Annotated in this window: 17 protein-coding genes; 7 read left to right on the top strand and 10 right to left on the bottom strand. The window is 63.5% G+C overall.

Going from position 1 to position 16,741, the window contains the following annotated elements; translation table 11 throughout:
• Positions 1 to 353: 353 nt before the first annotated feature.
• Entirely contained in the window at positions 354 to 572 is a 219-nt protein-coding gene (locus tag G3N59_RS24325; RefSeq protein WP_205985359.1) for a DUF2964 family protein, read from the top strand.
• A gap of 319 nt (positions 573 to 891) precedes the next feature.
• Positions 892 to 1,185: a DUF1488 domain-containing protein gene (locus G3N59_RS24320; protein WP_205985358.1), complete on the top strand. Its 294-nt coding sequence runs from the start codon at positions 892 to 894 to the stop codon at positions 1,183 to 1,185.
• Positions 1,186 to 1,303: 118 nt separating this feature from the next.
• On the opposite strand, the gene G3N59_RS24315 is transcribed toward G3N59_RS24320, so the two are convergent.
• From G3N59_RS24315 to G3N59_RS24300, 4 genes are all read right to left on the bottom strand, one after another.
• The gene (locus G3N59_RS24315; protein WP_205985357.1) at positions 1,304 to 1,837 is read right to left on the bottom strand and encodes a cytochrome b; all 534 of its coding nucleotides are present in this window, start codon (positions 1,835 to 1,837) and stop codon (positions 1,304 to 1,306) included.
• 218 nt (positions 1,838 to 2,055) lie between these two features.
• On the bottom strand, positions 2,056 to 3,357 hold the full coding sequence (locus tag G3N59_RS24310) for an NCS2 family permease (RefSeq protein WP_027817000.1): 1,302 nt from the start codon (positions 3,355 to 3,357) through the stop codon (positions 2,056 to 2,058).
• 317 nt (positions 3,358 to 3,674) lie between these two features.
• Entirely contained in the window at positions 3,675 to 3,938 is a 264-nt protein-coding gene (locus G3N59_RS24305; protein WP_205985356.1) for a DUF4148 domain-containing protein, read from the bottom strand.
• 104 nt (positions 3,939 to 4,042) lie between these two features.
• The gene (locus G3N59_RS24300; protein WP_241024004.1) at positions 4,043 to 5,035 is read right to left on the bottom strand and encodes an AraC family transcriptional regulator; all 993 of its coding nucleotides are present in this window, start codon (positions 5,033 to 5,035) and stop codon (positions 4,043 to 4,045) included.
• Positions 5,036 to 5,287: 252 nt separating this feature from the next.
• Between G3N59_RS24300 and G3N59_RS24295 the strand changes: the two genes are divergently transcribed.
• The 4 genes from G3N59_RS24295 (at position 5,288) to G3N59_RS24280 (ending at position 10,147) form a co-directional block, all read left to right on the top strand.
• A complete protein-coding gene (locus tag G3N59_RS24295; protein WP_205985354.1) occupies positions 5,288 to 6,421 on the top strand; it encodes an acyl-CoA dehydrogenase family protein in 1,134 nt (377 codons plus the stop codon).
• Positions 6,422 to 6,486: 65 nt separating this feature from the next.
• Entirely contained in the window at positions 6,487 to 8,190 is a 1,704-nt protein-coding gene (locus tag G3N59_RS24290; RefSeq protein WP_205985353.1) for an AMP-binding protein, read from the top strand.
• Positions 8,191 to 8,209: 19 nt separating this feature from the next.
• The gene (locus tag G3N59_RS24285; RefSeq protein WP_205985352.1) at positions 8,210 to 8,995 is read left to right on the top strand and encodes an enoyl-CoA hydratase; all 786 of its coding nucleotides are present in this window, start codon (positions 8,210 to 8,212) and stop codon (positions 8,993 to 8,995) included.
• 3 nt (positions 8,996 to 8,998) lie between these two features.
• The gene (locus G3N59_RS24280) at positions 8,999 to 10,147 is read left to right on the top strand and encodes an enoyl-CoA hydratase/isomerase family protein (RefSeq protein ID WP_205985351.1); all 1,149 of its coding nucleotides are present in this window, start codon (positions 8,999 to 9,001) and stop codon (positions 10,145 to 10,147) included.
• Positions 10,148 to 10,159: 12 nt separating this feature from the next.
• On the opposite strand, the gene G3N59_RS24275 is transcribed toward G3N59_RS24280, so the two are convergent.
• The 3 genes from G3N59_RS24275 to G3N59_RS37360 all read right to left on the bottom strand — a co-directional run bounded on the left by G3N59_RS24275 (position 10,160) and on the right by G3N59_RS37360 (position 12,682).
• Positions 10,160 to 11,431 (bottom strand): chloride channel protein, encoded by a 1,272-nt coding sequence (locus G3N59_RS24275; protein ID WP_205985422.1) that lies wholly within the window; start codon positions 11,429 to 11,431, stop codon positions 10,160 to 10,162.
• Between the two features lie 314 nt (positions 11,432 to 11,745).
• Positions 11,746 to 12,075, bottom strand: coding sequence for a pyrimidine/purine nucleoside phosphorylase (locus G3N59_RS24270; protein ID WP_205985350.1), 330 nt, complete (start codon positions 12,073 to 12,075; stop codon positions 11,746 to 11,748).
• A gap of 475 nt (positions 12,076 to 12,550) precedes the next feature.
• Positions 12,551 to 12,682 (bottom strand): hypothetical protein, encoded by a 132-nt coding sequence (locus G3N59_RS37360; RefSeq protein ID WP_277397932.1) that lies wholly within the window; start codon positions 12,680 to 12,682, stop codon positions 12,551 to 12,553.
• Between G3N59_RS37360 and G3N59_RS24265 the strand changes: the two genes are divergently transcribed.
• Entirely contained in the window at positions 12,681 to 14,726 is a 2,046-nt protein-coding gene (locus G3N59_RS24265; protein WP_241023954.1) for a TonB-dependent siderophore receptor, read from the top strand. The two genes, G3N59_RS37360 and G3N59_RS24265, sit on opposite strands and share 2 nt — an antisense overlap.
• A gap of 84 nt (positions 14,727 to 14,810) precedes the next feature.
• Here the strand turns inward: G3N59_RS24265 and G3N59_RS24260 are convergent, their stop codons facing one another.
• The 3 genes from G3N59_RS24260 to G3N59_RS24250 are packed head-to-tail and all read right to left on the bottom strand — an operon-like array spanning position 14,811 to position 16,350.
• Positions 14,811 to 15,446: a hypothetical protein gene (locus G3N59_RS24260; RefSeq protein WP_205985348.1), complete on the bottom strand. Its 636-nt coding sequence runs from the start codon at positions 15,444 to 15,446 to the stop codon at positions 14,811 to 14,813.
• Positions 15,443 to 16,069: a type VI secretion system amidase effector protein Tae4 gene (locus G3N59_RS24255; protein ID WP_205985421.1), complete on the bottom strand. Its 627-nt coding sequence runs from the start codon at positions 16,067 to 16,069 to the stop codon at positions 15,443 to 15,445. Before G3N59_RS24255 ends, G3N59_RS24260 begins: the two co-directional genes overlap by 4 nt.
• Entirely contained in the window at positions 16,069 to 16,350 is a 282-nt protein-coding gene (locus G3N59_RS24250) for a hypothetical protein (protein ID WP_205985347.1), read from the bottom strand. The genes G3N59_RS24255 and G3N59_RS24250 overlap by 1 nt, the downstream gene beginning before the upstream one ends.
• Positions 16,351 to 16,741: the final 391 nt, after the last annotated feature.

Raw genomic sequence — 16,741 nt, 5'->3', positions numbered from 1 at the left:
TGTCTCCATGTTCTCGCCGGCTCGCGGATGTGCCCGCGCCGGCGGATCGTTTCTGCTCGTGGCGTGCGCGCATCGTCGTTTTCCGCTGCGTTGCAGCATGAGTAACGCAGGCGCGCGCCCGGCAGGTGGTCGAGCCATGGTACAGGAAGGCCGGCGTGCACTGCATCCGGGCAAGTGCGGTTACGCGTGCGTGCAAGCCCGCATACACGTGCGCGTTTGCGCCGCTAACTTCGCCTTGCCTTTGCGCGCGCGAGTGCCAGGATGAAGGCAGGGGCGCGCAATGCGTTCCGGCGGCGGCGCATCGGGCTGTACGGGGTTTTCAGGGCCGTCGCGGCTCCCTTGCGGAGTGCATCATGGTCCATGGCGAATTGAGGATACTGCTGGCGGTGCTGGCCGTTTTTGCCACGCTGGCCGGTCTCGCGCTAGCCATCCACGGGCTGCTGTTCGACGCGCATACCTACGTGGATTACGGCATGGCAATCGTGGCGGGCGGAGTTGCCGCTTTCGTCGCGATGCTGACGGTCCATCCGAAGGACGTCGAGATCGAACATCATCGGCATCGCGAATCCTGAGTGATCCGCGTGGTCTTTGCGACGCTGCAGTGCGGCATGTTTTTCGCGGTGCGCTCGCGTCTGCGCCGGTCCCGATTGCGTTTGCGCGCACATGCTTCGCTTCAGCGGACGCTGAAAATAAGGGCCGCGAAGTTCATTTCGCGCGTGTGACAAAGTCGACCTTGCCAGCCGCGCGAAGTGTCCTAAAGTGAATCAAATCGACCGCCGCATTGCGTCCCGCGAAGCGAGACATGCGGCGGTCGACGTTTGCACCGTGCGCATGCGAAGGAGGAGCATCGAAAGGCGCGGCCCCGATCACTCTCTACCTAAGGCGACTCCCATGCAGATCCTGTTTCCGAACGAAGTCCCCGAATACTCGGGGCGCGAACTGACTTTGGCGTTCCCGGCGATGATCGATGGCGAGAGGGTGGAATGTACGATCACGGCGGCGGCGCTGGAGGACCATTTCGGCGCGGCATCGCCGCGAGCCGAGGATGTGCTCGACGCCTTCGACCATCATCGTGAGCGCATCGAGGCGGTTGCGCGCCGCCTGCTGTCCGAAACGCGTGCGCAGTGCCTGACGCTGCGCAGCGGCTATGTGCGCTTCGTACAGGCGCACGGCGTGGGGTCCTGAGACGATTGCGTTTGCGCGATTGTCCCTGATTGTCCCCGATCGACCGCGCTGTTCTGTAACGCCCCGCAATGCGATGTGTGCTGCGGGGCGATTTCATTTGTGCTGGATTAAACCGTCGTCAGATCATGCGCCGCAGCGTGTTGTCCCTGAAGATCAGGTGATGCGCGATGGCCGCGAGCGCATGCACGCCGATCACCCAATAAAACGCATTGCCGATCAGTTCGTGCGCGTCCTTCACGACCTTACGCGCGAGCGGGTCGGCGCCCACCAGCGTGATCTGCAGATCGAGCCCGGCGAGCGTGACCGGATGGCCGCCCAGATTGATCGTCAGAATGCCGAGCAGCGGTTGCAGGAAGATGAACAGATAGAGCGCCAGATGCACGAGCCGCGAAAGAAAAGTGAGCACGCGGTTCGAGTCGATTTCATGCGGCGCGCCGTGCCACAGACGCCAGAGCAGGCGCGGGACGGCCAGTACGAGCACCAGCGTGCCGGCCCAGAAATGCACGTTGCTCCAGAGCGCGCGGCTGTCCGAACCTTTCGGCCCGCGAATCTCGATCGCCAGATACGCCAGCGCAACGAGCAGAAAAATCGCCCAGTGAAACAGGATGGAAGGGCGGGAATAGCGTTCGGCGGCGGCGGGGAATGTGGCCACTATGCGGCTCCTTGGCGCGAGATTGTTGTGTGAGGCCTGGCTTGCGGGTCTGCGTATGATACGGAGCCCGCGCGCCGCTGTGCATATGCGCGCCCGGAACCTTGACCTCGCTCGCGCTTCATCGACGAATCGAAAGCTACAACGAAAAACGGGCGACCCGCAGGCCGCCCGTTTTTGATCGCATCGGATGGAAATCCGCCGTGCGTCGGCCGTGAAGCTTAGCCGCCGCCCAGGTAGAAGTAGCGGAACAGGAACACGGCCGCGATGATCCAGACGATCAGGCGCACCTGGCGCGCGCGACCCGTCAGCAGCTTCAGACCCGCATACGAGATGAAGCCGAACGCGACGCCGTTGGCGATCGAGTACGTGAACGGCATGGCCAGCGCGGTGAGCGCGGCCGGCACGACTTCGGTGGCGTCGTCCCACGGCAGGTCGGCGAGTTCGCGCAGCATCAGGCACGAGACGTACAGCAGCGCCGGTGCGGTCGCGTACGCCGGCACCACGCCTGCGAGCGGCGCAATGAACAGACACGCGAGGAACAGCACGGCGACGGTCAGCGCGGTCACGCCGGTGCGGCCGCCCGCCTGCACGCCCGAGGCGCTTTCGATGTAAGCGGTGGTCGACGACGTGCCGAGCACCGAGCCCGCGAGAATCGCGGTGCTGTCGGCCAGCAGGGCGCGGTTCAGGCGGTGCATCTTGCCGTGCACGAGCAGGCCCGCGCGGTTCGCCACGCCCATCAGCGTGCCGGTTGCGTCGAACAGTTCGACGAGGAAGAACACCAGCACCACGTTCAGGATGCCGCCCGAGAGCGCGCCCTTGATGTCGAGCTGGCCGAAGGTCGGCGCAATCGACGGCGGCGCCGCGAAAATGCCGTGGAACTGGTTGCCGCCGAAGAAGAACGACAGCACGGTCACGCCGACGATACCGATCAGGATCGCGCCGCGCACCTTGAGCACGTCGAGCGTGACGATCGCGAAGAAGCCGATGATCGAGAGGATCGTGTGCGGATCATGCAGATTGCCGAGCTCGACGAGCGTAGCCGGGCTGCCGACGATCACGCCCGAGGTCTTCAGCGAAATGATCGCGAGGAACAGGCCAATACCGGATGTGATCGCGACCCGCAACGAATGCGGAATCCCGTTGATGATGGCCTCGCGCACGCGCAGCAGCGTGACGACGAAGAACAGGCAGCCCGAGATGAAGACGGCGCCGAGCGCCGCTTGCCACGTGAAGCCCATGCCCTTGACCACGGCGTAGGCGAAGTACGCGTTCAGGCCCATGCCGGGCGCAAGCGCGATCGGATAGTTCGCGTACAGACCCATGACGATCGACGCCAGCGCTGCCACGAGGCAGGTAGCGACGAAGACGGCTTCCTTGGGCATGCCGGCGTCGCCGAGAATCGACGGATTCACGAAGATGATGTAGGCCATCGTGAGAAAGGTCGTGAAACCGGCGAGGACTTCGGTGCGCAGGTTAGTACCTGCTTCTTCGAAGCCGAAATAGCGTTTGATGGCGTCCATGAAGATCGGGCCCTTGAGAGTCGAGCGGGTTGATTTGTTGTTGAGATCGGCGTCGGCGGGCGGGCGACGGAAGGCGTCGCGGATGCCGGTTCACGCCGCTACGGGCGGGATTGTAAACAATTGTCCGGCAAGCGCAGAAATGCCGGCAGGGCGGGCGTGGAGTGGGTGCAACAGTTGCTGCGCTGCGGGCAGCCAAAAACGAACAAGGCGAGAGCCTCGATCCGCCTCGATTAGCGGATCGACGCTCCCGCCTGGGGAGAGGCGCCGATGAAACCGGACAGCGGCGCCGACTGCTGCTTGTTGCCGCTTACTGACGCTTACTGCATCGGCTGCGGCATGCCACCTGTCGCGCGAGCCGCGCGTCGTGCCGCCACGATCGCGCCGGCGCGCTGGGCGTTTTCGGGGTAATCGATCCAGTCGAGCGGATCGTAGCCCGCTGCGCGCCATTCGGCGAGATCGGCGCGCACCTGGGCGCGGCTCATCGGCGCCGAGGGGTTGTACGGCTGCGCCAATGCCGATGCCGAGGCCACGCAGCAAGCCACTGCGACCACGCCAAGCGCGATACGTGAAAGGGAAGTCATGACATGACCTTTCGTATTAGGGATAACCCTAAAAAGTATAGACGCTATCTCGATAACTGAAAGGTGAGCTTGAGTAAGAAATCGTTGTGCATTCAACGCGCTATTCAACGTACTTTTGCCGCCGCCCGCTCGCGCGCCTGGCGATATTCGCCCGGGCGCAATCCTGTCCATTTGCGGAAGGCGCGATGGAACGCGCTCGGCTCCGCGAAACCCACGGCGGCGGCCACATCCGCGACTGAACGCGTGGGGTCCTGCAAGGCCGCCAAGGCCAGATCGCGGCGCAATTCGTCCTTGATCGACTGGCAGCTATGGCCTTCCAGTTGCAGCCGGCGGCGCAGCGTCGCGGGCGCGACGTTCAACTGCTGCGCGACGGCGTCGGCGTCCGGCCAGGCGTGCGCGGGCAGCGCCCGCAAGGTGCGCCGCACGCGCGCCGCGTATGAACCCGGATTGCGATACTTGACGACGAAGTTGCCCGGCGCATTGCGCAGGAAAGCCCGCGCCGATGCCGCCGTCTGGATCACCGGCAGATCGAGAAACGCGGGCGCGAGGTCGAACCACGAATCGGCCTGCGCGAAGGCGATGTCGTCGCAGATCATCGTCTGGTATTCCTGCGCGGCGTGGGGCGCGGGGCAGCGAAAGCGCGCCGCGATCACCGGAATGCGCCGCCCGACCAGCCAGCTCAGCAGCCCATAAACGAGGATGAACCAGGTGGCGTAAGCGAACATCGCGGGCGCGGCCGTGCCGTCGCGATGACGCAGCGCAATGCGCACGCGCGTGGCGTCGATGTCGATGTCGCCCGCGAGGTCGTCCAGCACGAGCCGCATGAAGTGGACGGTGCGCTGCAAGGCCTGGCGGCCCGTGCGCGCGCCCAGCGCGGCGTGCGTCATGGCGATGAAGCTGCCGCTCTTCATCGCGTGCGAATCCTGGCCGAAGAATTCGTCGTCGAGCGCGCGGGCGATGCCGGCCCACAGTGCGCCATATTGCGCGGCGCTCACGCGTGTCTGGGCGTCGAGCGCGATGCCGGCTGCGTGGGCGATCGGCGTCGCGTCCAGCCCGCGCGAGCGCGCAAGGGCGACCGTTTCCTGCACGAGGCTCATCGCGATCGTGCCTTTTTCGCTCACTTTGCTGGTTTTCCCTGGCTGCACGGATGGGCCTCTGTAGCGGATATCGAAGCCATTATGGCAAATCCGATCGGCACTTTTGAGCGTGGCGGGCATCGAATGCGGGCGCGCTCCTGCCTACACTTTTCAGGAGCCTTGCGGCCAGCGCCGCGCCGCGCGACAGTGCATGTCATGCGGCCGCGCGAGCCTGCGCACAGACAGCAAAGAGTGGTCAGGAAGGAGACAGCGATGGACGAGTTCTATACCGACGATCAACGCATGATTCGCGACGCCGCGCGCGATTTTTCGAGCGAGCGCCTCGCGCCCAATGCGGCGCAATGGGACCGCGAGGGCAAGCTGCCCGACGAGATCGTCGCGCAACTGGGCGAACTGGGCTTTCTCGGCATGATCGTGCCGCAGGAGCAGGGCGGTTCCTACACCGACTACGTGGCCTATGCGCTCGCGATGGAAGAGATCGCCGCGGGTTGCGCCTCGTGCGCGACGCTCGTGAGCGTGCATAACTCGGTGGGCTGCGGCCCGATCCTGCAGTACGGCAGCGATGCGCAGAAAGACCGCTGGCTGGCCAAGCTCGCGAGCGGCGAGATGATCGGCGCGTTCTGCCTGACCGAGCCGCAGGCCGGTTCGGAGGCCAGCAATCTGCGCACCCGCGCCGAACTGCGCGACGGCCAGTGGGTGCTCAACGGCAACAAGCAGTTCGTGACCAATGCTTCGCGCGCGAGCCTCGCGATCGTGTTTGCCGTGACCGATGCCGATGCGGGCAAGCGCGGTCTGTCCGCCTTCGTTGTGCCGACCGGCACGCCGGGCTTCAACGTCGGGCCGCCCGAAAAGAAAATGGGCATTCGCGCTTCCGATACCTGCCCGATCTCGCTGGTCGATTGCGCGATTCCCGAAGCGAATCTGCTTGGCCAGCGCGGCGAAGGGCTGAAGATCGCGCTGTCGAATCTGGAGGGCGGGCGCATTGGCATCGCGGCGCAGGCGCTGGGGATCGCACGCGCGGCTTTCGATGCGGCGCGCGCGTACGCGCACGAGCGCGTGCAGTTCGGCGAGGCGATCATCGGGCATCAGAGCGTGGCGAACATGCTGGCGGACATGCACACGCGCATCAACGCGGCGCGGCATCTGGTGCATCATGCGGCGCGGCTGCGCTCGCTGGGCAAGCCCTGTCTTTCGGAGGCTTCGCAGGCCAAGCTCTACGCCTCCGAAATGGCCGAGGAAGTCTGTTCGCACGCGATCCAGATTCATGGCGGCTATGGCTTCCTCAACGATTATCCGGTCGAGCGTCATTACCGCGACGCACGCATCACGCAGATTTACGAAGGCACGAGCGAAGTGCAGCGGATGGTGATTGCGCGGCAGCTTTGAAATAAACAAAGGATTGCGAATCAAATAAAAAGCGCGAAACGGCGCATAAACTGGAGACATCGGCGATGAACAGGTTCACCCCTTCCGCGCAGGCCTTCATCGATGCGCGCGATCTGCTGCAGCGCCACCGCACCGACTACGATCGCGCCTATGCCGAATTCGAGTGGCCGCAACTCGACACCTTCAACTGGGCGCTCGATTACTTCGACGTGATTGCGCGCGATAACGATCAGCCGGCGCTCTGGATCGTCGACGACCTCGCCGATGGCGGCACGAAATATTCCTATGCGCAGATGGCCGAACGCTCCTCGCGCATGGCGAATTTTCTGCGCGAGCACGGCGTGGGGCGCGGCGACCGTCTGCTGCTGATGTTGCCGAACCGCGTCGAACTCTGGGACGTGATGCTGGCGGCGATGAAGCTGGGCGCGATCGTGCTGCCCGCCACCACGCAGCTTTCGCCCGACGATGTGCGCGAGCGTGTAGAAACAGGCGGCGCGCGGTTTGTCGTGGTCGACGCGGCCGAACTCGCGAAGTTCGACGCGCTGGATACGAGCGTGAAGCGCATCGCGGTGGGGGCGTCGCGCGAAGGCTGGATCGATCTTTCGCAGGCCTACGCATCGAGCGCGGCATTCGAATCCGATGGCCCCACGCGCGCCACCGATCCGATGCTGCTGTACTTCACGTCGGGCACGACCTCGAAGCCCAAGCTCGTCGAACATACGCACCAGAGCTATCCTGTCGGCCATCTCTCGACCCTGTACTGGATCGGCCTGATGCCCGGCGATATCCATTGGAATATCAGCTCGCCGGGCTGGGCCAAACACGCGTGGAGTTGCTTTTTCGCGCCGTGGAATGCGCAGGCCTGCGTGTTCGTCTACAACTACGCGCGCTTCGTGCCGAAAGACACGCTCGCTGCGCTCGTGCAATGCGGCGTGACCACGCTATGCGCGCCGCCCACGGTCTGGCGCATGCTCGTGCAGGAACCGCTGGCGAGTCACGCGGTCAAGCTGCGCGAGATCGTCGGCGCGGGCGAGCCGCTCAATCCCGAGATCATCGAACGCGTGCGTCACGCGTGGAATATCACGATCCGCGACGGTTACGGGCAGACCGAAACCACCTGCCAGATCGGCAATTCGCCGGGCCAGCCGGTGGTGGCCGGATCGATGGGGCGGCCGCTGCCCGGTTATCGCGTCGAACTCGTCGATGCCGACGATCAACCCGCGAGCGAAGGCGAAATTGCCTTGCCGCTGGCGCAGCGTCCGCTCGGTCTGATGACGGGCTATGCGAACAACGCGAAGGCCAGCGAATACGCCATGCGCAACGGCTATTACCACACCTCCGATGTGGCGCTGCGCCGCGACGACGGCTATTTCGTCTACGTCGGCCGCGCCGATGACGTATTCAAATCGTCCGACTACCGCCTGAGCCCGTTCGAACTGGAAAGCGTGCTGATCGAACACGAAGCCATTGCGGAAGCCGCCGTCGTGCCAAGCCCGGACGAACTGCGTCTTTGCGTGCCGAAAGCCTTCGTGATCGTGCGTCAGGGCTATGAAGCCGGCCCCGAACTCGCGCGCGAAGTGTTCCGTTTCTCGCGCGAAAAACTCGCGCCGTACAAACGCATCCGCCGTCTGCAATTCAGCGATTTGCCGAAGACGATTTCAGGCAAGATTCGCCGCGTCGAACTGCGCCGCCGCGAGATGGAGCGCACGGCAGAGCCTGCACGCCAGCCCGACGAATACTGGGAAGAAGATTTCCCGGATCTGCGCTGAAATAAAGACAGAGTCCGAAATGATCGAATTCGAGTACGTGCACGACGGCGCGGTTGCGCTTGTCACGCTCGCGCGGCCACCCGCCAACGCCTTCACGATCGACGGCCTGCGCCAGCTTCAGCAGGTGATCGAGGCGTTCAATCGCGAGGCGCGCGTGCGTGCCATCGTCATCACCGGCAGCGGCCCGAAGTTCTTCAGCGCCGGTGCCGACCTCAACGCGTTCGCCGATGGCCATCGCGACGTCGCACGCACGGCGGCCAGCGCATTCGGCGCCGCCTTCGAGGCCTTGCAGAACGCGCGCGCCGTGGTGATCGCCGCAATCAACGGCTATGCAATGGGCGGCGGGCTGGAATGCGCGCTGGCCTGCGATATCCGCATCGCCGAAGAACACGCGCAGCTGGCCTTGCCCGAGCCTGCTGTCGGCCTGCTGCCGTGCGGTTGTGGTACGCAGACGCTGCCCTGGCTCGTGGGCGAAGGCTGGGCCAAACGCATGATCCTGACCGGCGAGCGCGTGGATGCGGCCACGGCGCTGCGCATCGGCTTGGTCGAGGAAGTGGTGCCGCAGGGCGGCGCGCGCGACGCGGCGCTGGCGATGGCCGCGCGCGTGACGACGCTGAGCCCGCAGGCGGTGACCTCCAGCAAGACCTTGATTCATCAGGCGCGCAACGGCGTGCCGCGCCACGCTGCACTGGCAGTCGAGCGCGAGATGATGGTCGATTTGTTCGATTCGCCCAACCAGCGCGAAGGCGTCAATGCGTTTCTGGAGAAACGCAAGCCGCGCTGGCATATTGAAACGGAGAGCTAAGTAATGAATGCAATACCCGCTTCCACGCAGGTTTCAACGGAAGCCGAGCCGGACGTGCTATTTCGCGTCGTCAACCGCGTTGCGATCGTCACCTTGAATCGTCCGGCTGCGCTCAATGCGCTGTCGCATGCGATGGTGCGCGAGATCGCCGGGTTGCTCGAACGCGTGCGCCGCGATGACGCCATCGTCGCGCTGGTGCTCGAAGGCGCGGGGCCGAAGGGCTTTTGCGCGGGCGGCGATGTGCGTGCGATCGACCGGCTGGCGCGCGCGGGCGAGCGTCTGGGCGAAGAGGGCTGGCAGCAGTTTTTCGTCGACGAATACCGGCTCGATTACGCGCTGCATACCTTCGACAAGCCGCTCGTGGCGTTGCTCGATGGCGTGACGATGGGCGGCGGCATGGGCCTCGGCCAGGCGGCGGCGCTGCGTGTGGCGACCACGCGCACGAAGATCGCCATGCCGGAGACGCGCATCGGCTTGCTGCCTGATGTGGGCGCGACGCATTTTCTCGCCAGAATGCCGGTGGAAACCGAGCTTTACGTGGGCCTCACGGGCGCGATGCTCAGCGGCGCGGATGCGCTTCACTGCCATCTCGCCGATGTCTGCGTGCCGGGCGAATGGCTCGACGGTTACGAGGCGCGGCTCGCGCAAACGCATGTCGATGGCAATGTGCGCGAAACGCTGCGCCGCGTGTTCGACGCGCCGTGTCACGAAGCGAACGCGGGTGCGTTGAGCGCGCACGCAGCGCTGATCGCGAAGCATTTCAATCGCCGCTTGCGCGTGTTCGACATCGTGGCGTCCTTGCGCGCCGATCTCGAGCGCGAACCGTCCGATGCCGATCGCGCATGGCTCGAAGCCACACTCGAAGCGCTCACGCACTATTCGCCGACGATGCTCGAAGTCACGCGCGAAGCGCTGTTGCGCGGCCGGCAGATGACACTCGCGGAGAGCTTTCGCATGGAACTCGGGATCGTTGCGCGCGCAATCGAAGAGGGCGACTTCTGCGAAGGCGTGCGCGCGCATCTGATCGATAAAGACCGCAAACCGCGCTGGGCGCCGGCCACGCTCGCCGAAGTGCGCGACCAACGCGTGCAGCATTTCCTCTGCTCGCCGTGGCGCGCCCAGGTGCATCCGCTCGCGGATCTGGGCGCGTGATGGTTTGAAGCGTCAGTCCGACGCTTCGCGCGCCGCCGTCGGGTCTCGCAGGGCCGCGAGGCGGCGCTGCCGTTCTTCATCCGACATGCGGCCCGCCGTGGTGCCGCGCGCAGGCCGTTGCGCACGCGCGAGCAGCCGCAAGGTCGCCACCGATCCGGCGATGGCCAGCAGCATCGGAATCGCCAGATCGTGGTTCACGTGCGTGAATTCCAGCATCAGCACGGTGGCGGTCAGCGGCATCTGCATCGACGCGGCGAGGAACGCCGCCGCGCCCACGATCGCAAACGCGCCCGCCGAAAGCCCCGGCCATAGGTGATTGACGAGGCCCGCGATCACGATCGCGAGCAACGCGCCGTTCGCGAGACCCGGCGTGAGCAGGCCGCCTTTGGCGCCCGCGCGCAGCGTGCCCGTCGTGATCAGCACCTTGAGCACCAGCAAGCTGGCCGCGAGGCCGATGCCGAGGTTATCGTCGAAACTCAGCCCGGCCGGCCCTTTGCCGTTGCCCAGCAATTGCGGAAACCAGATTGCCAGCACGCCGATGGCCGCGAAATTCAGCACCGCGTACAAAGGCAGGCGCCAGTCCCTGGGCGAGGCGTCGCGCGCGCGGCTCGTCACGCGCGTAAAGAGATGCGCGGCCGCGCCGAATAGCGGCCCGCACAGCACCGACCACACCACCAGTTGCGCGTTGATCGTGTAGGCGGGCACGTGATATTGCTGCTCGTCGCCGAGGCCGATCCACGCGATGACGGCGGCAATCGCCGACGTCGTGAGCGCAGGCACGGCCGCCGACCAGCCGAAAGTGCCCAGCAGCACTTCGAGGACGAACACCGTGCCGCCCAGCGGCACGTTGTACACCGCGGCGAGACCCGCGCCCGCGCCGCAGGCGATCATCACGCGGCGTTCGGCGGCGGTCAGGCCGGTGCGCCGCGCGAGCCAGCTTGCGATCACCGCGCCGATCTCGCGCGGCGCGACTTCGCGGCCGAGCGGCGAGCCCATCGCCACCGTCACGATTTGCAGCAGCGCATGCACGACGGTGGCGCCGACCGGCATGCGCGGGCCGCCCGGTTTGATCGCCGCGTTGATGCTCACGAGCGGCCGGCCATAGCGATACAGCGTCCACCATCCGCCGCCGCCGATCAGCCCGCACGCCACCAGCACGGCCACACGCCGCAGCGGCGCAGTGCCTGTCACGCCCTGCAGAAAACTCTCGTTGCCGATCAGATGCGCCTGGCTATAGCCGTACGCGAAGTGCTGGATCGCGTGCAGCAGCAGCGCGAGCGACATGCCGCCCAGACCCGCGCCGATGCCGGTCAGCACGGTCACCACGCCAAGCGTGAGCAGCGGGCTGCGCGCGGCAGGACGTTCGGAATCGGGACGAGCGCGCGGGCGCGGAGCGGGATCGATGGGCAGCACGGTGTAGCGGGAGAAGGAAGCGGGAAGGGGAAACGACGGCGTCAATTGTAGCGATGGCGTCTTTCAGACGCGCTCAGGCCGCAAATCACCGGCAAGGATTCGACACCGACCCGGCACCAACGAAAACGCCCGCCGTACACAAGGCACGGCGGGCGTACGAAACGGGAGCGCGGGTGCGCCGACGCTTACAGGTAGCTGCAGACGTAGTCGAGCGTCTCGATCACTTCGATGTCGAAGCGGCTCTTGCCCGGCACCGAGAACGACTCGCCCGCGCTGTACGTATTCCACTCTTCGCTGCCGTCGAGGCGGATGCGGCATTTGCCGGCCTGCACTTCCATCAGTTCGGGCGCGTCGGTGCCGAAATTCAGCTGGCACGGCAGGATCACGCCGAGCGTCTTGCGGCTGCCGTCTGCGAACAGCACGGTATGCGACACGCACTTGCCGTCGAAATAAACGTTGGCGCGTTTGACTACGGAAACCTGGTCGAATTGGGTGGATTGTGCTGCGGCCGTCATGGCGTCTTCCTCTGGGTCGTACGTGAATGGATGCAGTGCGCGGCCGGGCGCGGCTTCAGGCTGGCCCGCGTGCCCGGTGCGAGCCCGCCATCATACCGGTCCGCGCGTGGCTGGCGTAGCGCTCAATATCGCCGCGCGGTGCTTCGGCCGGCCAGATGGGCGGGACGCTATTCCCAAATTCTGTCAGCGTTTCCCTACAAATTCACTATTCAGTGTTTACATGAGTGTCACGAATAATTACAATTGCTTAAGCGAATGAGAAACATTCGCATTCGCAAGTACGACAAAACACGACAACTACAAGGCTTTTCCTGGCGCTGGCGCGGCGGGGGCATGACGCCCTGCATCGGCTGCGCATAGGCTCGCGCCTTCGATCAAACCGCCTAACCATGTCCGTCATCATCCCGACGCGGATGCGCACAGTCGCGTCCGTAGCAGCCCTGTATTGCTCCGGTTTCTTCGCCACGTCCGCGGCTCACGCGCAGGCTGCGCCTGCCGTGCCGGCTTCCGCCAGCGCCGCTGCCGCCGCCAGTGCCGCTTCGACCACCTCGTCGGCCGATGCCACGCTGCCTGCGGTCAAGGTGAGTTCGTCGGCGCCTTCGGACATGCAGACGAAGTCGCTGTCCTCGTACAAGTTCACCTCGCCGCTCATCGACACGCCGCGTTCGGTCACGGTGATCCCACAGGAAGTGCTCAAGCAGAAGAACGTGTCGACCTTCGAAGACGCGCTGCGCACGGTGCCCGGCATCACCTTCCTGGGCGGCGACGCGGCGGCGAACCCGTCGGCGGACCGTCCGGTGATTCGCGGCTTCGAATCGCGCAATTCGATCTTCGTGGACGGCATGCGCGACTCGGGCGTGCAGAACCGCGAGACCTTCGACGTGGAAAACATCAGCGTCGTGAAGGGCCCGGATTCGGTGTACGCGGGGCGCGGATCGGTGGGCGGCAGCATCGACATCACCACCAAGACGCCGACGGCCGATAACTTCATCAACGGCAGCGTCGGACTGGGCACGGACAGCTTCCGCCGCGCAACCATCGACTGGAACCAGAAGGTCAACGACACCACCGCGTTCCGCCTGAACGTGATGGGCCACGATTCCGATGTGGCGGGCCGCACCAATGTCTACAGCAAGCGTTGGGGCGTGGCGCCGTCGGTCGCGTTCGGCCTGAATTCGCCGACTACGGTCACGCTGAGCTACTACCATCTGAATACGTACGACATGCCGGACTTCAGCGTGCCGTTCCGTTCGACGGGCGGCACGCCGATCTCGAGCAATCGCAGCCAGTTTTACGGCCTGAATTCGCGCGATTATCGCCGCGGCCAGAACGACACCGGCGAAATCAAGGTCGAGCATCGCATCAACGACGCGTGGAAGATCAAGAACACGACGATGTTCGGCCGCTCGACGCTCGATTACATTGCGACGAATCCGCAGCTGACCAGCGCGACCTCGAACATCCTGAGCCTGCAGGCCAAGAGCGGCAAGTACGCCACCAACAGCGTGTCGAACCAGACCGAAGCGAACGGCAAGTTCGACCTCTACGGCATGCGTCACACGCTTACCGCGGGCGTGGAATTCAGCCACGAGCAGGATCTCTACGAGGGCTACCTCGTGACCGATTCGGCGGGCAACAACATCCGCTCGGGCGGCCCGTGCTCGATCGCGTACAACTGCACGACGGTCAATGGCTGGAACGCGAACAACCCGTGGACCGGCAACATCACGCTCAACGGCGACAAGAGCTTCCCGGGACCGGCCACGCATACGCGCACGAATACGGCATCGGCGTATCTGTTCGACAGCGTGCAACTGTCCGATCGCTGGATCTTCAACGCCGGCATGCGCTTCGACCGCTATGACGTGAACGCGCAGCAGCAGGGCGTGGCCGATCTGAGCAACACGTCGAACATGTTCAGCTATCAGTTCGGCCTGGTGTTCAAGCCGATCGAGACGGTGAGTCTGTACGCGTCGTATGGCACCTCGTCGAATCCGCCGGGCTCGAACTCGGGCCTGGGCGGCGGCACCGACCAGATCACGGCGACCAACCAGGATCTCGCGCCGGAACGCTCGCGCAATATCGAAGTGGGTGCGAAGTGGGACGTGCTCGACAAGCGTCTTTCGCTGACCACGGCGCTGTTCCAGACCGACAAGACCAATGCGCGCGTGAGCGATGGCCTGGGCGGCACGATCAACGCGGGTTCGCAGCGCGTGCGCGGCTTTGAATTTGGCTTCGCGGGCAATGTGACGAACAAGTGGGCCGTGTTCGGCGGTTACTCGTATCTGGATGCGATCACGACCAACGCCGGTCCGACCGCGCCGCAAAACTCGGGTCTGCCGATGGTGATGGTGCCCAAGCACAACTTCACGCTCTGGACGAGTTATGACGTGCTGCCGAAGCTCACGCTGGGCGCGGGTGCGACGGTGTCGAGCCTGACCTACGCTTCGGTGTCGTCGACGACGCGCAAGTGGACGCCGGGCTATGCGCGTTTCGATGCATCGGCGACGTGGCGTGTGTCGAAGAAGATCGATCTGCAACTCAACGTGAACAATATCTTCGACAAGGAGTACTACCAGAGCGCGTACCCGATCTACGCAACGTGGGCACCGGGTCGCTCGGCGGTTGTGACGTTGAATTTTTATCAGTGAGGGTTTGAGCAGTTTGTGAACCGGTTCACGCCCGATTAAAGAAAGCCCCGCAACTGCGGGGCTTTCGTAACCGCGATGATAGTCTTATTCGTCCGGGGTGTTGTCGGGTGCACAAAGATTCATGGATTTCATTGCAACTGCGCCGCGTAGGTTTTCGCGTGGAATCAACGCAAATGCTTGCCAGTCAGCCTGATTGACGTACACCACACCGGCTTTGCAGCGCATATGCGCCTGCACGGTTTGACGGTCGCATGATGCACCGTCAATCACACAGCGCTGCCATTGCGGGATGACGCTGGCGGCTTTCGGTTTGCTTTCCTCTGCCTTGGTATATGTCTGAACGTCCCGGGTTGCTATTGCCATGTACATAAAGTCGAAGTCTGCAACGACGGGTCTTGCGGTTTCAGCTGCGCGATATTGTTCGTGCAATTCGATGACGTAGTGAGTACCGGCTCCAAGTAGCGCAATCACGATCATCGCCGCCAGAACAACAGAAGCACGGCGAAATCCATCCTTTCCCTGACGCAAAAGCAGATAACTCAATACTGGGAATGCCAGCACAGTTAAGATGCCTGAGTAAATAGCAACTGTAGACTTTGCGCTTGGGCAATCCAGACCACATCCGGGGTTTTTGTCAAAAGCGAGAAGTATGCCCATAACGGCTATAGCAGTGATACACCCTGCGATCGTGAATACTGAAAGTATTACAAGTCTTCTCATTTGATTTCCCAGAACAGAATCGACTTCGAACCCGCAAGATCGGACCAGCTTACTCTGGGCGCAAAAGTGGCTCCCTGGCGAAATGAAGCCTTGCCGAAGAAGCGGCCTATCGTTGCCAACGCATCGGATGCGCTGCTTATCGTAAGTCGCGATCCGTTCCACAGGTCGATGTGTCCGCCACTCGCATTCGCAGCGCTTTCGCTTCCGCGTGTCCAGTAGCGCGAAAACTGAATGATCCCTGTGCGGCCCTTGACTCTTGCTTCCCAGTCCGATCCCGTAATGTCTTCAGGCTTGGGAAGGCCGGCGAATGGTTGCAGTTTGAGCCATTGTCCCATTTCATCCGCGCGGGTAGCCGTTGGTTTTCCGTCAAGCAGAATTCTCCCGATCTTGTCCCCGTTCATTGGCCGAACCAGCTTTTGGGAGAACGACTTCATCCCGATGCCGACACGATGAAGCGTAACGCTCATGCGAATTGCGCATTGATTTTCGTAGTCAGGGTTATCGTAGGGATCGCCCATTGGATAGTTTTCCCAAAGTTCAGAGAAGGTGACGACCTTCAAAGAGACTTCCTTGATCGACCCGGGCGTGGTGTTAGTGAGAACAACAGTTTTCGCATTTGGCATCACTTCCACCCCTCATGATCCAAGGCTTCCTCTCCCCAATGAACGGTGTAGGTCTCGGCATTGTCTGTGAACACGCGCGGTAAGAGTCCGTGCAAGTCAACTCGCCCGCTATGGAGTGCGCCTGACGATGTCTCGATGCAATACGGATAGCCGATCGGCGCGGGTAACGTGCTGGTGATTCGGACTTGCTCATCGCAAACCTTTCCGGTAGCAGTGCCGATCGATGCCGTCGCAATAGCCAGAGCGGTCAGCGCGGTTGACTCATGCTCCGTAAAAATCATGGCCATATTTCGTTCAGCGTAAAACACGGGCGGTGGAGAGCAACCGCATATGTTGATGTCGCCGCTAAGCGCCCATCTCTGGCCGTTCGATCCAGTACCTTCGTGGCGCGGCCCTCGTGGTGCGATGTGACCTTCCCGCTTGCATGCGTTGCACCACGTCTTCATGTAAAGGGTTGAGATCTGCACTAAAGGCGGGGGATCGGAGCATGTGACATCAGGCAAACCTTCCATGACTACGGCGTCTGCGGCTCTATCGCCGACTCCAAGGAATGCGCGCCTCATCATGCTTCGCTCCCTTGGTTTATTTGCCTTTCCACAATGATCGCGTTATTGCGCTGTTTCTGATTCGACATTCCGATATCTCCTCCAGGTAGACGAGAGCAATCGCTGA

Origin of the sequence: Paraburkholderia sp. Ac-20340, from assembly GCF_017104965.1 — a bacterium.
GTDB lineage: Bacteria > Pseudomonadota > Gammaproteobacteria > Burkholderiales > Burkholderiaceae > Paraburkholderia.
Note: the sequence above shows the minus strand (reverse complement) of the source record. Positions and strands in the feature narration are given on the sequence as shown.